Annotated in this window: 11 protein-coding genes; 9 read left to right on the plus strand and 2 right to left on the minus strand. The window is 62.0% G+C overall.

Translation table 11 applies throughout. The annotated features are described in order from the left end of the window. Window positions 1-169: 169 nt before the first annotated feature. The 8 genes from AO692_RS02595 to AO692_RS02630 all read left to right on the plus strand — a co-directional run bounded on the left by AO692_RS02595 (window position 170) and on the right by AO692_RS02630 (window position 9,690). Window positions 170-1,849, plus strand: a complete 1,680-nt coding sequence (locus AO692_RS02595) for an amidohydrolase (RefSeq protein ID WP_054308534.1) — start codon at window positions 170-172, stop codon at window positions 1,847-1,849. Window positions 1,850-1,982: 133 nt separating this feature from the next. Beyond that, window positions 1,983-3,080, plus strand: a complete 1,098-nt coding sequence (locus AO692_RS02600; RefSeq protein WP_054308492.1) for an ABC transporter ATP-binding protein — start codon at window positions 1,983-1,985, stop codon at window positions 3,078-3,080. Then, complete coding sequence (locus AO692_RS02605) at window positions 3,080-4,000, plus strand: ABC transporter permease (RefSeq protein WP_054308493.1); 921 nt, start codon at window positions 3,080-3,082, stop codon at window positions 3,998-4,000. Before AO692_RS02600 ends, AO692_RS02605 begins: the two co-directional genes overlap by 1 nt. Then, window positions 3,993-4,793: an ABC transporter permease gene (locus AO692_RS02610; RefSeq protein ID WP_054308494.1), complete on the plus strand. Its 801-nt coding sequence runs from the start codon at window positions 3,993-3,995 to the stop codon at window positions 4,791-4,793. Before AO692_RS02605 ends, AO692_RS02610 begins: the two co-directional genes overlap by 8 nt. Before the next feature lie 45 nt (window positions 4,794-4,838). Beyond that, complete coding sequence (locus AO692_RS02615; RefSeq protein WP_054308495.1) at window positions 4,839-5,873, plus strand: extracellular solute-binding protein; 1,035 nt, start codon at window positions 4,839-4,841, stop codon at window positions 5,871-5,873. A gap of 208 nt (window positions 5,874-6,081) precedes the next feature. Then, the gene (locus tag AO692_RS02620; RefSeq protein ID WP_054308496.1) at window positions 6,082-7,116 is read left to right on the plus strand and encodes an extracellular solute-binding protein; all 1,035 of its coding nucleotides are present in this window, start codon (window positions 6,082-6,084) and stop codon (window positions 7,114-7,116) included. Window positions 7,117-7,237: 121 nt separating this feature from the next. Then, window positions 7,238-8,446 carry a serine hydrolase gene (locus AO692_RS02625; RefSeq protein ID WP_054308535.1) on the plus strand — a complete coding sequence of 403 codons (1,209 nt, stop codon included), beginning with the start codon at window positions 7,238-7,240 and terminating at the stop codon, window positions 8,444-8,446. A 71-nt stretch (window positions 8,447-8,517) separates the two neighbouring features. Further along, a complete protein-coding gene (locus AO692_RS02630; protein ID WP_054308497.1) occupies window positions 8,518-9,690 on the plus strand; it encodes a serine hydrolase in 1,173 nt (390 codons plus the stop codon). 32 nt (window positions 9,691-9,722) lie between these two features. On the opposite strand, the gene AO692_RS02635 is transcribed toward AO692_RS02630, so the two are convergent. Continuing rightward, a complete protein-coding gene (locus tag AO692_RS02635; protein WP_054308498.1) occupies window positions 9,723-10,253 on the minus strand; it encodes a putative immunity protein in 531 nt (176 codons plus the stop codon). Continuing rightward, on the minus strand, window positions 10,250-11,164 hold the full coding sequence (locus AO692_RS02640; RefSeq protein ID WP_054308499.1) for a LysR family transcriptional regulator: 915 nt from the start codon (window positions 11,162-11,164) through the stop codon (window positions 10,250-10,252). Before AO692_RS02640 ends, AO692_RS02635 begins: the two co-directional genes overlap by 4 nt. A 116-nt stretch (window positions 11,165-11,280) precedes the next feature. Here AO692_RS02640 and AO692_RS02645 point away from each other — a divergent pair, with 116 nt between their 5' ends. After that, a complete protein-coding gene (locus tag AO692_RS02645) occupies window positions 11,281-12,471 on the plus strand; it encodes an acyl-CoA dehydrogenase (protein WP_054308500.1) in 1,191 nt (396 codons plus the stop codon). Window positions 12,472-12,482 lie beyond the last annotated feature (11 nt).

A 12,482-nucleotide genomic window follows, 5' to 3' on the forward strand; every position in this document is an offset into this window, starting at 1 on the left:
GCGAATAAATAGTCGCATTTTTTCTACACGCTGTCTTTAGGGAAACTCAGGGGAATTCCAAAGGCAGCGAACCGGCATCAATTCAGTTCCCTCCGGCCGCTCCAGCGGGGCGATCAGGTGTGAGATGCAGATTGAGGCGGTCTCGGTCAGTCAAAAGCGCGGAGTCGCGATGTCTGTCACTGGTGCGGTTCAACATGCCGATCTGATCGTGATCAACGGCCGTGTGCTGACCATGGATGACGACTGTCCCGTCGCCGAAGCCGTTGCCATCAAGGACGGATCCATCCTTGCAGTCGGGGGCCTCGCTGCCATTGAGACCCTGAAGGGACCGGCAACCAAAGTCATCGACGCCAAGGGCGGTTCGGTGCTTCCCGGCTTTATCGAAGCGCATATGCATCTGTTTTCCGGTGCTGCCGAATTGGCGCATCTGCAGCTTTCCGGCGTGCACGGGTTCGACGCGCTGAAGGATGCGGTTCTCGCTTATGCAGCCTCCCGGCCTGATGCGCCGATGCTGGTCGCGCAGAGCGCCGATTACACGATCCTCGGCGAGGAGCGGGTGACGCGGCACCATCTCGATGCGATCCTGCCCGACCGGTCGTTCTGCATGGCCGCGCCCGATCACCACACGATGTGGGCCAACACCAAGGCGCTCGAAGCCGCGGGCGTGCTGCATGGCCGCACGCTCGGCCCCGGCAATGAGATCGTCATGGGCGAAGACGGGCTGGCCGAGGGCGAACTGCGGGAAGGTGAGGCGTTTGGGCCCGTGCTGGCCTTGGCCGGCGAAGAGCGTGTGCGGCTCGGCCTGTCGACCGGCGGCGAGCCCGATCCCGCGCCAACGCCTCAGCAGCGTGCTGCCGATCGCGACATCATGCGGCGCGGCCTGGCCTGGTGTGCCGAGCACGGCATCACCTCGATCCAGAATATGGACGGCAATCTCTATCAGCTCGAATTGCTGGCTGAGATCGAGGCCGAGGAAGGGCTTTCCTGCCGCGTGCAGATACCTTTCCACTTCAAGAAATTCATGAAACTCGACATTCTGGAGAAAGCCTCGGCGATGGCCGAGCGCTTCGACAGCGAGTGGCTGTCGTCCGGTATCGTCAAGGTTTTCTACGACGGCGTGTTGGATTCCTGGACGGCGGTGATGATCGAGCCCTATGCCGACCGTCCCGATTGGGTCGGTGAGCCGCTGTTCACGCCCGACGAGTTCAAGGCTTTGGCCGTCGCCATCGACGCGCGCGGCTTGCAGATCGCAGTGCATTCCATCGGCGACGGGGCCGTGCAGGCGGTTCTCGACGGCTACGAAGCGGCGGCGAAAGCCAATGGCAAGCGCGAGAGCCGTCACCGCATCGAACATATCGAGGTGGTTGCCCCTTCCGATATTCCGCGGTTTGCCGAACTTGGCGTCATTGCCTCGATGCAGCCTCCGCATCCGCCAGGTGCGATGGATTTTCCGTTGGAGCCGACCATATCGCGTATCGGCAAGGCGCGCTGGCCATTGAGTTATGCCTGGCGCACGCTGAAGAACGCGGGCGCCCACGTCGTCTTCGCCTCCGACTGGCCGGTTTCGCCGATCGACCCGATCCTTGGCGTCCAGGCGGCAGTGCTGCGCAAGCCGTGGGCGGAAGGCGATCCGGACCAGAGTTTCTCGCTGATGGAGTCGCTTGCCGCCTACACGGTGGAAGGTGCCTATGCGGAGTTCATGGAGCATCGCAAAGGCAGGTTGAAGCCAGGCTTCATGGCCGACCTCGTGGTGCTTTCGTGCGACATCCAAGCGGTGGAAGCACAACGGCTGCACGAGGTGCGGCCGGCTGTCACGATCTGCGGCGGCAAGATTACCTATCAGGCCTGAGGGTGAACATTCGTTTCGTCTCTGGAACCGATATTCGATCCAATTGTTGCCAAGCACGACCGCTTGTGGTGACAATCTGAAACAGAAAAAGGCCTGCTTTCGGGGGCAGGCCAAAAAAACAAGAGGGGTTTGCGTGCCGGAACAACCGGGTAAGAACGCGATCGAAGTCCGCGGCGTGCGGAAGGTCTTCGGTTCTGGGGAAGCGGCGGTTGCCGCATTGGACACGGTCTCGGTTTCGATCCGGGAAAACGAGTTCTTCACACTGCTGGGGCCTTCGGGCTGCGGAAAGACGACGCTGCTTCGGCTGATCGCCGGCTTCGACTATCCGAGCGCCGGCGAGATCCTGCTTTATGGCGACGACATCGCGCTGCTGCCGCCGTTCAAGCGTCCGGTCAACACAGTCTTCCAAAGCTATGCGCTGTTCCCGCACATGACGGTGGCGCAGAACATCGGCTTCGGCCTCGAAATGCTGCGCAAGCCCAAGGCCGAGGTCAAGGCCCGCGTGGCCGAGATGCTGAAGCTCGTGCGCATGGAGCATCTGGCTTCGCGGCGTACCAGCCAGATTTCCGGCGGTCAGCAGCAACGCGTAGCGTTGGCCCGTGCGCTGGCGCCACAGCCGAAAGTGCTGCTGCTCGACGAGCCGCTGTCGGCGCTCGACTACAAGCTGCGCAAGGAGATGCAGATCGAATTGAAGCGGCTGCAGAACCAGACCGGTATCACCTTCATCTTCGTCACGCATGACCAGGAGGAAGCATTGACCATGTCCGACCGCATCGCGGTGATGTCGTCGGGCAAGATCCTGCAGGTAGGCTCGCCGTGGGATATCTATGACAAGCCGGCCGACCGCTTCGTTGCCGACTTTATCGGCGAGACCAATTTCCTGACCGCCTCGATCGCCGGCGTCGAAAACGGCAAGGCGCGCGCCACGTTGAAATCGGGCGCCACCATCACGGCCAGCGTCGCCGACGGCTTTCAGCCGAAGGCGGAGGCCACGGTGGTGGTGCGACCCGAACATGCCAAGCTGACCAAGGGCAAGGCGGAGCTTTCGGGTACGGTTGAAAACATCGTTTATTTCGGCACCGACACGCACATCCATGTGCGGCTCGACGGCAGCAATGACCTCTTCATCGTGCGCCAGCAGAATGCACGCAGCGCCGGCTGCGGTTTCGAAGCAGGCGACAAGGCCGGCATCGCCATCGGCGACGACGCAGCGCAAGTGTTGAGGGATTGATGGCCACCGCCGAGGAAATCGCCAGGGCGGCCGACCGGCGCGACATCCGCAACCGCTGGTATCTTTCCGCGCCCGCCTTGCTCACCATCTTCTTCGCCGCCGTCGGACCGCTGGCGATCGTGCTCGTCTATTCCTTCCTGACGCCCGGTTCCTATGGCGACGTGAAGTGGCAATTCTCGCCCGAGGCCTGGGTTTCGGTGCTGTTCGAGCGCGACATCTTCGACGACACGCTGTCGCTGGCAGGTGCCCATATCAGCATCTTCTGGCGCTCGGTGAAGCTCGCGATCATCACGACGCTCATCACCTTGGCGCTCGGCTTCCCGACCGCGTACTTCATGGCGACGCGCAGCGAAAAGACGCGCGATCTGTGGCTGTTCCTGATCACCATCCCGTTCTGGACGAACCTGCTCATCCGCACCTTCGCGGTACTGCAGATCATCCGCAACGAAGGCATCGTCAACACCGTCCTGATGAAGCTCGGCATCGTCTCGGCTCCGATCCAGATCCTCTATACCGACGTCGCGATCCTGATCGGCATGGCCTATGTCTACCTGCCGCTGATGGTGCTGCCGGTCTATGCTTCGATGGAGAAGCTCGATTTCCGCCTGGTCGAGGCCGGCTACGATCTCTACGCCTCGCGCTGGCAAGTGCTGCGGCGCATCATCTTCCCATTGGTCAAACCGGGCGTCATCGCCGGTTCGATCCTGGTCTTCATCCCCGCTATCGGCGCCTATGTGACGCCCAGCGTGCTCGGCGGCGGCAAGAACATGATGCTGTCCAACCTGATCGAACTGCAGTTCGGCCAGGGCCGCAACTGGCCGCTGGGCTCGGCGCTGTCGATCACGGTCATGCTTATCGTCATGGTTGCGCTGCTCGTCTATGTGCGTAACGCCGGCTCGCAGGAGGTGCGGCATGGCTAAGAGCTTCTCGATCCGCCACCAGCCGGGCTTCACGACGATCGCCGCCGTGTGCTTCGTCGCGCTCTACATGCCGATCATTGTACTGGTCGTCTATGCCTTCAACGAGGCGCCTTCGACGTCGGAATGGGGAGGCTTCTCGCTGAAATGGTTCCAGTCCGCATCGCAGAATGCGCAGGTCATCGACGCCACGCTGCGGTCGTTCCAGATCGCGGCGATCGCCGCGACGCTTGCCACGATCGCCGCCACGATGGCGGCGCTGGCGACCACCCGCACGCCGCCCTATCCAGGACTGACCTTCAAATATGCGATGATCAACCAGCCGCTGATGGTGCCGGAAATCGTCACCGGCGTGGCGCTCCTGATCTTCTTCTCACGCATCAAGATCTTCACCGGCTATTCGGGCCTGGGTTATCTGATCGCCGCGCATACGGCCTTCTGCATTCCCTTCGCCTATCTGCCGATCCGCGCGCGGCTGGAAAACATGGACCTGTCGCTGGAGCGCGCGGCTGCGGATCTCTACGCGACGCCCTGGCAGGCGTTTCGGCGGGTGACGCTGCCGCTGCTGTGGCCGGGCATCCTGGCCGGACTGATGCTGGCGTTCGTGATCTCGCTCGACGACGTCGTCATCACCGAATTCGTCAAATCGGGCGGCCAGGACACGTTGCCGACCTACATGCTTGGCCAGATCCGCCGCGGCATCACGCCCGAGATCAACGCGATATCGACGGCCTTCCTGCTGCTGTCGGTGGTCATCGTCACGTTGTTTTTCTTCGTCAGCAGGAAACGCGACTGAAGCCGAAAGCCGAGGTCAATAACAAAGCAATAATGGGAGAACAGAATGAACTGGAAGACCACCGCGACAGCCGTAGGGCTGGCGCTGCTCGCCTCGTCGGGCCTTGCCCATGCCGAGGGCGCGCTCAACATCTATAACTGGGGCAACTACATCAGCCCCGACATGATCAAGAAGTTCGAGAAACAGTACAACGTCAAGGTCACGGTCACCGACTACGATTCCAACGACACCGCGCTCGCCAAGGTGCGCCAGGGCGGCACCGGCTTCGACATCGCCATTCCGTCACAGACCTTTATCCCGATCTGGATCAAGGAAGGTCTCATCCAGGAGACCGATCCCGGCAAGATGGAGAACTTCAAGAACGTGGCGCCGGAATGGGCGAATCCCGATTTCGACCCCGGCCGCAAATACACCGTGCCATGGGCCTGGGGCACGATCGGCGTGGTCGTCAACACCGATGCCTACAAGGGGCCGGCAAACAGCTGGGGCATCATCTTCGACACGCCAGACGAGCTCAAGGGCAAGGTCAATGTCGTTCCTGAAATGAACGACGTGATCTTCGCGGCGATCAAATATGCCGGTGGCCAGCAGTGCACCGAGGACAAGGCAGTGCTGAAGAAGGTGCGCGACATGCTGGTCGCAGCCAAGCCGAACTGGATCGCGATGGAATATAACACCATCGAGAAGATGGGCGCCGGCGACTTCAAGGCGACCAGCGACTGGAACGGTTCGGCTTTGCGCCAGCGGCTGGCCAATCCGGCCATCCACTACAACTATCCGAAGGAGGGTTATGGCCTCTGGAGCGATAACGTCGTGGTGCTCAAGGAAGCCAAGAACGTCGAGAACGCCAAGCTGTTCCAGAACTTCATGATGGACCCGGAAAACGCCGCGCTGAACTCGGCCTTCCACCGCTATGCCAACGGCATCGCCGGTTCGGAGAAGTTCATGCCCGCCGACATGAAGGATGCGCCGGAGGTGAACATCCCTGCCGACGTGAAGTCGCTCGGCGAGCTGCAGCGCCTGTGCTCGCCGGAAATCCAGGAGATCTACAGCAAGATCTGGACCGAGCTGCAGAAGTAAGCAGCTTCAAACCCCGCCAGAGCAATTCCAGGAAAAGCGCGTAGCGGTTTTCCGCCCGGAGTTGCGTAAAAACAAAGAGTTAGAGCGTTTCCGTTAAAAAGGAAACGCTCTAGCACGAAGCCGGGACCGACAAATCGGTCCCGGCCGTCACAAGCTTTTTGCCTGAAGAAGGCAGAAACATCGCAGATTGGAAGAAGGAGCCCTTGTCATGAACTCGAGATTGTTTGCCGCGACGGCGGCGCTGGCGCTGCTTGCAGCGACGGGCCTGGCCCGCGCGGAAGGCGCGCTCAACATCTACAACTGGGGCAACTACACCAACCCGGACGTGATCAAGAAGTTCGAGGAAAAGTACAAGGTCAAGGTCACCATCACGGACTACGACTCCAACGACACGGCTCTGGCCAAGGTCCGTCAGGGCGGCTCCGGTTTTGACATCGTGGTGCCGTCACAGACGCACCTGCCAATCTGGATCCAGGAAGGCCTGCTGCTCGAGACCAATCCAGGTGGCATGGAGAATTTCAAGAACATCGCGCCCGAGTGGGCCAATCCCGACTTCGACCCCGGCCGCAAATATTCGGTGCCATGGGCCTGGGGCACGGTCGGCGTCGTCGTCAACACCGATGTCTACAAGGGCGACATCAACACCTGGGATATCGTCTTCAAGACGCCTGACGAGCTGAAGGGCAAGGTCAACGTCGTTCCCGAGATGAAGGACGTGATGACGGCCGCCATCCGCTATGTCGGAGGCGAGCAGTGCACGGCCGACAAGGAAGTGCTGAAGAAGGTGCGCGACCTGCTGACGGCTGCCAAGCCGAACTGGATCGCCATGGAATATGGCGCCGTCGACAAGATGGGTGCGGGCGACTTCAAGGCCTCATCCACCTGGAATGGCGCCGGCCTGCGCATCCGCCTGGCGCATCCCGAGGTTCACTACGGCTATCCGAAGGAAGGCTTCACCTACTGGTCCGACAATGTCGTGGTCCTGAAGGACGCCAAGAACGCCGAGAACGCCAAGCTGTTCCAGAACTTCATCATGGACCCCGAAGTGGCTGCCGGGCTTTCCGCTTACCATCGCTACGCCAATGGCGTTGCAGGCTCGGAAAAGTTCATGCCGGCCGAGATGCGCGATGCGCCGGAGATCGTCGTTCCGGCCGAGGCCAAGCCGCACGGCACCATGGCGCTGATGTGTTCGGAAGAAGCCGATACGCTCTACAAGAAGATCTGGACCGAACTGCGCAAGTAGCAAGTTGTCTTGTCGTCCGGCGGCAATGGCTGCCGGATGGCCTACCCGATGCTGGCGAACCGTCGTCGGTCGCGCAGACATCGTCTCAAGAATTCAGAAAATGTCGCAGGAGGCGCTTCTCATGCAGCCCTACCGCAACAGCGATCCGCGTCCACCGATCATGCAAGGTTCGCCGCCGGCCCTGGTGCCGCCTCGGCTCGACTGGGACAGGCCGCCCTGGAACCGCTGGGCCTTCCAGAACATGCGCCAGATCGTGCCGACGGTGGAGGTTTGGCGCGGCGCTGGCCCGATAAGCGAATTGCCGCGCGCCGAGACTGATCTGGACGCACTGTCGGTGAGCGACAGCCTGGGCCGTCCTTCGACGCTCGCCGGCCTGCTCGACGAGACTTATACCGACGGCTTCCTGGTGCTGCAGGACGGCGCAATAGCCTATGAGCGCTATTTCAACGGCATGACGCCGCGCTCGCTGCATCTGTCGCAGTCGATGGCCAAGTCGGTGACGGCGGCCGTCTGCGGCATCCTTGTCGGTCGAGGCCTGATCGATCCGGCAAAGTTGGTCACTGTCTACCTTCCCGAACTTGCCGAGACCGGTTGGGCGGGCGCTACTGTCCAGCAGGTGCTCGACATGACGACGGGCGTGACGTTTTCGGAAGCCTATACCGACCGCTATTCCGAGATCGGTCAGGTTGACGTCGCTTCCGGCTGGAAACCGGTGCCGCCGGACAGCGATCCTTCTTTCCGATGGCCGGCGCATGTGTGGGAACTCATTCTGCGGCTGAAGGACACCACGCGGCCGCACGGTGCTGCCTTCGAATATCGGTCGATCGAGACGGATGTGCTGGCCTTCATCATGGAGCGCGTGACCGGACACAGGCTGGCTGACCTTGTTTCGCAAGAGCTCTGGCAGAAGCTGGGTGCGGAGGAAAGCGCGTGCTTCACCGTGGACAGCGCCGGCTACGCGCTGGCCGATGGCGGTTTCAACGCCACGCTTCGCGACTATGCACGTTTCGGCCAGATGATCATCGACAATGGTGCCGGCATCGTGCCTGCCGATTGGATCGAGGCAACCAGGGGCGGTGTGCATGGCTCGCAGTTCTCGGAAAGCCTGCCGGAAGGCAGCTATCGAAACCAGTTCTGGATCCAGGATCCGCGTTCGCGCGCACTGATGTGCCGGGGTGTCTTCGGTCAGCTCATCCATGTGGATTGGAACAGCCGGATGGTGACGGTGAAGCTGTCGTCCTTTCCGGATTTCTCGAACACGCCTTATGCGGTGGCGACGCTGAAGGCGATCGCGGCCATCGCGACAGAGCTGGGCTCTGTCGCCGAATAGATCAATCGATGCAGGACGCTGGTGGGGGTACCAAGCCTCCTGCGCTGCGCATTATCCAGGAAGGACAAGACGTGATCAGCCCAACCCAATTCGAGGAGAAATTCGGCTTCCGCCGCGGTGACGTGACATTGGTGAACTGGCGCACGGCGCCGTTCAATCGCTGGTCGTTCCAGAATGTCGGGGAGCTGGTGCCAAGCGCGCGCATCGGTGCCTGGGCGGGTGCTTCTGAAACAACCGCAGCCGATTTCAGCGGCCTGCTCGGCGAAACGGTTTCGCTTTCCAGCGGAACCGAGACGATTGCGGCATTTCTCGATCGCTCCAGCGCCGATGCACTGACCGTCATGAAAGGTGGCAGGTTTGTCGGCGACTGGTTCGCGCCGCACATGCCGTCCGGCAACCGTCACATCGCCTTTTCAATCAGCAAGTCATTGACGGCGGTCCTCGCCGGCATTCTGGAAGGCGAGGGACGGTTTGATCCGGAAGCGCCGATCACGGCCTATGTTCCGGAAGCAACCGGTTCGGCCTATGGCGACGCGACGGTGCGCCACGTGCTCGATATGACGGTGAGCCTCGATTTCGAGGAAGCCTATCTCGATCCTGAGAGCGCGTTTGCGCGTTATCGCCGCGCGACGCTGTGGAATCCAGGCGGCGGCGACGAAGGGCTGGAAGAGTTCCTGCTGTCGCTCAAGCGCAGGCCCGAGCCGCATGGCGAAGTGTTCCGCTACCGTTCGCCGAATTCCGACCTGCTCGGCATTCTGGTCGAGCGCGCGTCCGGCAAGCGTGTGCCGGAGCTGTTCAGCGAAAAACTATGGGCGCCGCTCGGTGCCTGTGGCGAAGGTGCCATCACGGTCGACCGTTCCGGCACCGCGCGCGCCGCTGGTGGGGTCTCGCTGACGCCGCGTGACCTTGCCCGCGTCGGCGAGATGATGCGCCAGGGTGGCGTGGCCAATGGCCGGCAAGTGGTGCCGGAAGCCTGGGTTCACGATACGACGACCGCAGGTAGTCTCGAGGCCTGGAAGCGAGGCGACTTTGCGCATCTGTTTGCAGAAGGGCGCTACCGTAACAAATGGTATCAGAGCGGCAAGGGTTCCTATTGCGGCATCGGCATTCATGGCCAGTGGCTGTTCGTCGATCCGGCAAGCGAGGTGGTCATCGTCAAGATGTCGTCGCAGCCGACGCCGGTCGATGATCCGCTCGACCACGATAATGTCGATTTCTTCGAGGCGCTCGCAAAGATGGTGTGACGCAGCTTCTCAGCTGTCGGTTGCCAGGCGATCTATCTTTCGGCTCGAAGCATGCCGTCGAGGATGCGGAGCAATTCTCCCACGCGTCCTCCACCGGCTGGTGGCGATGGATAGCGGCACAGAACCTCGATGACTGCCGGGCTCGCATGCCTGGCGGTGCGTTCGAGATGGCAGATTGCAACATCCGCTGCATCTCCCGCCGCAAGCTCGGCTGCGTGGCCACCATGCGCGGCCGCGCCAAGAATGTGCCTGACCTGAGTGGAGCGGGCCAGCGGATGCAGGTAAGGCGCCGAGGAGGCGCACATGGCAGCCCGTGCGGCCTGGTTCGCGGCTGCGTCTTCGCATTCCTGTGCTGCCTTGAGGGCAGCCCAGGACGCATCGCGCAGCGCTTTGCCGCGTTTGTCTCCCCGAGCAAATGCCCAGGCGGCGTCGATGGCTTTATGCGGGCGGGCATCCAAAGGATGCGATGTCTCGAATATTTTCAGTACAACTGCGGCGTTTTCGGCGGCAAAAGCCGTGACTTCGCGCAGATCGTCCATGCTCAGGATGATCTCGTCCGTCATCGCTCGGTTGCCCCGCTGTCCGTCTGCGGCAGTTTGGCAAGCAGCCAACTGCGGAAACTGGCGACCGGCGGGTAGAGCCGCTTTTCGTTGGGCACTACCAGATAATAGGCGCTGCGGCTCTGCATCGCGCGGCCGGGCGCCGGCACCAGCTGGCCGCGCTGCAACTCGCCGGTGATCAGGAACAGCGGCAGCAGCGCGATGCCGAGGCCGGCGATGCAGGCCTGGGCTGCCGTCGAGAACTGCTCGAACTGCATGCCGGGCCCGGTGGGCGCGGCGAGCCCCTCATGCTCGAACCACTCAGCCCAACCGCCAGGGCGTGAGGCCATATGCAGCAGCGGCAGCCGGCCAAGGTCGCGCGGTTCAGTCACCGCGTTTGCCCTCAGGAACTCGGGCGCTGCGACCGGCGCCACCTCCTCTCGCATCAGAAGGGTCGACGTCGCGCCCGGCCAATCGGGCTGACCGACGTGAATGGCGGCATCCAGCCGCTCGCGGGCAAAGTCGAAACGGCCGATGCGGGTGGCGAAGTTGATGGTGATGTCCGGGTTCTGTTCGACGAATTCCGGGATCAGCGGCATCAGCCATCGCGTGCCGAAGGTTGGCAAAATGGCGAGGTTCAACACGCCGCCATGCCGATTGCTCATCAATCCAAGTGCCGCTTCGCGAAGCTGGCCGAGTGCTGCACGCACCGTTTCCGCATAGATCTCGCCTTCGGGCGAGAGTTGGACATTGCGGCTGTCGCGCTCGATCAGCCGCTTGCCGAACTGGTCCTCCAACAGCTTGATCTGCCTGCTGATGGCGCCCTGGGTCAGCGCCAGTTCCTGCGCTGCCGCCGTGAAGGAGCCAAGCCGCGCCACCGCCTCGAATGCGGCAAGCGCTCCGGTGGTCGGCAAAAGGCGGCGTTGCACGCTCATGATCCATTACTAATCGTCATTGATCTCTGAGGCAATTTCATTTGCTTTTTTTCGGACAGGGGCCGATAAGCCCGGCATTCTGCGCATTCTGGCCGCACCTTCTGGGAGAAATACGCATGGCTGCCGACAAGAACGCCTTCGTCTGGGACGATCCGTTCCTCATCGAGGACCAGCTTTCGGAAGACGAACGCATGATCCGCGATGGTGCGGCGGCGTTCGCCGCCGACAAGCTCGCGCCGCGCATCGAAGACGCCTACATGGAAGAAAAGACCGACCCGGCGATTTTCCGCGAAATGGGAGAAGCCGGTCTGCTCGGCATCACCGTGCCGGAAGAATATGGCGGGCTCGGCGCCAACTACGTGACCTACGGCCTCGTCGCCCGTGAGGTGGAGCGCATCGACAGCGGCTACCGCTCGATGATGAGCGTGCAGTCGTCGCTGGTCATGTATCCGATCCACGCCTATGGTTCGGAGGAGCAGCGCAAGAAGTATCTGCCGAAGCTCGCTTCCGGCGAATGGATCGGCTGCTTCGGTCTGACCGAGCCGGACGCCGGTTCCGATCCGGGCGGCATGAAGACCCGCGCCGAAAAGACGGCAAACGGCTATCGCATCTCCGGTTCGAAGATGTGGATTTCCAACGCGCCGATCGCCGACGTGTTCGTGGTCTGGGCTAAGTCCGCCGCGCATGACAACCAGATCCGTGGTTTCGTGCTGGAAAAGGGCATGAAGGGCCTGTCGGCGCCGAAGATCGGCGGCAAGCTTTCGCTGCGCGCCTCGATCACGGGCGAGATCGTCATGGAAGGCGTCGAGGTCGGCGAAGATGCGCTGCTGCCCAACGTCTCCGGTCTCAAGGGTCCATTCGGCTGCTTGAACCGTGCCCGTTACGGCATTTCCTGGGGCGCCATGGGTGCCGCGGAAGACTGCTGGCATCGTGCCCGCCAGTATGGTCTCGACCGCAAGCAGTTCGGCAAGCCGCTTGCCGGCATGCAGCTCTATCAGAAGAAGCTCGCCGACATGCAGACCGACATCGCGCTCGGTCTACAGGGCTCGCTGCGCGTCGGCCGGCTGATGGACGAGGGCAAGATGGCGCCGGAGATGATCTCCATCGTCAAGCGCAACAATTGCGGCAAGGCACTCGACATCGCCCGCATGGCGCGGGACATGCACGGCGGCAACGGCATCCAGATCGGCTACCATGTCATGCGCCACGCGCAGAACCTCGAGACGGTCAACACCTATGAGGGCGCGCACGACGTGCACGCGCTCATTCTTGGCCGCGCTCAGACCGGCCTGCAGGCCTTCTTCTGAGATGATGTCTC

The sequence above is a fragment of the Mesorhizobium sp. 1M-11 genome (assembly GCF_001303895.1).
In the GTDB taxonomy this organism is placed as follows: Bacteria; Pseudomonadota; Alphaproteobacteria; order Rhizobiales; family Rhizobiaceae; genus Mesorhizobium.

Bases quoted from the DNA above. Each gene is read 5' to 3' on its own strand.
- AO692_RS02595 (WP_054308534.1), top strand. From the start codon at position 170: ATGTCTGTCACTGGTGCGGTTCAACATGCCGATCTGATCGTGATCAAC.
- AO692_RS02605 (WP_054308493.1), top strand. From the start codon at position 3,080: ATGGCCACCGCCGAGGAAATCGCCAGGGCGGCCGACCGGCGCGACATC.
- AO692_RS02610 (WP_054308494.1), top strand. From the start codon at position 3,993: ATGGCTAAGAGCTTCTCGATCCGCCACCAGCCGGGCTTCACGACGATC.
- AO692_RS02615 (WP_054308495.1), top strand. From the start codon at position 4,839: ATGAACTGGAAGACCACCGCGACAGCCGTAGGGCTGGCGCTGCTCGCC.
- AO692_RS02620 (WP_054308496.1), top strand. From the start codon at position 6,082: ATGAACTCGAGATTGTTTGCCGCGACGGCGGCGCTGGCGCTGCTTGCA.
- AO692_RS02625 (WP_054308535.1), top strand. From the start codon at position 7,238: ATGCAGCCCTACCGCAACAGCGATCCGCGTCCACCGATCATGCAAGGT.
- AO692_RS02635 (WP_054308498.1), bottom strand. From the start codon at position 10,253: ATGACGGACGAGATCATCCTGAGCATGGACGATCTGCGCGAAGTCACG.
- AO692_RS02640 (WP_054308499.1), bottom strand. From the start codon at position 11,164: ATGAGCGTGCAACGCCGCCTTTTGCCGACCACCGGAGCGCTTGCCGCA.
- AO692_RS02645 (WP_054308500.1), top strand. From the start codon at position 11,281: ATGGCTGCCGACAAGAACGCCTTCGTCTGGGACGATCCGTTCCTCATC.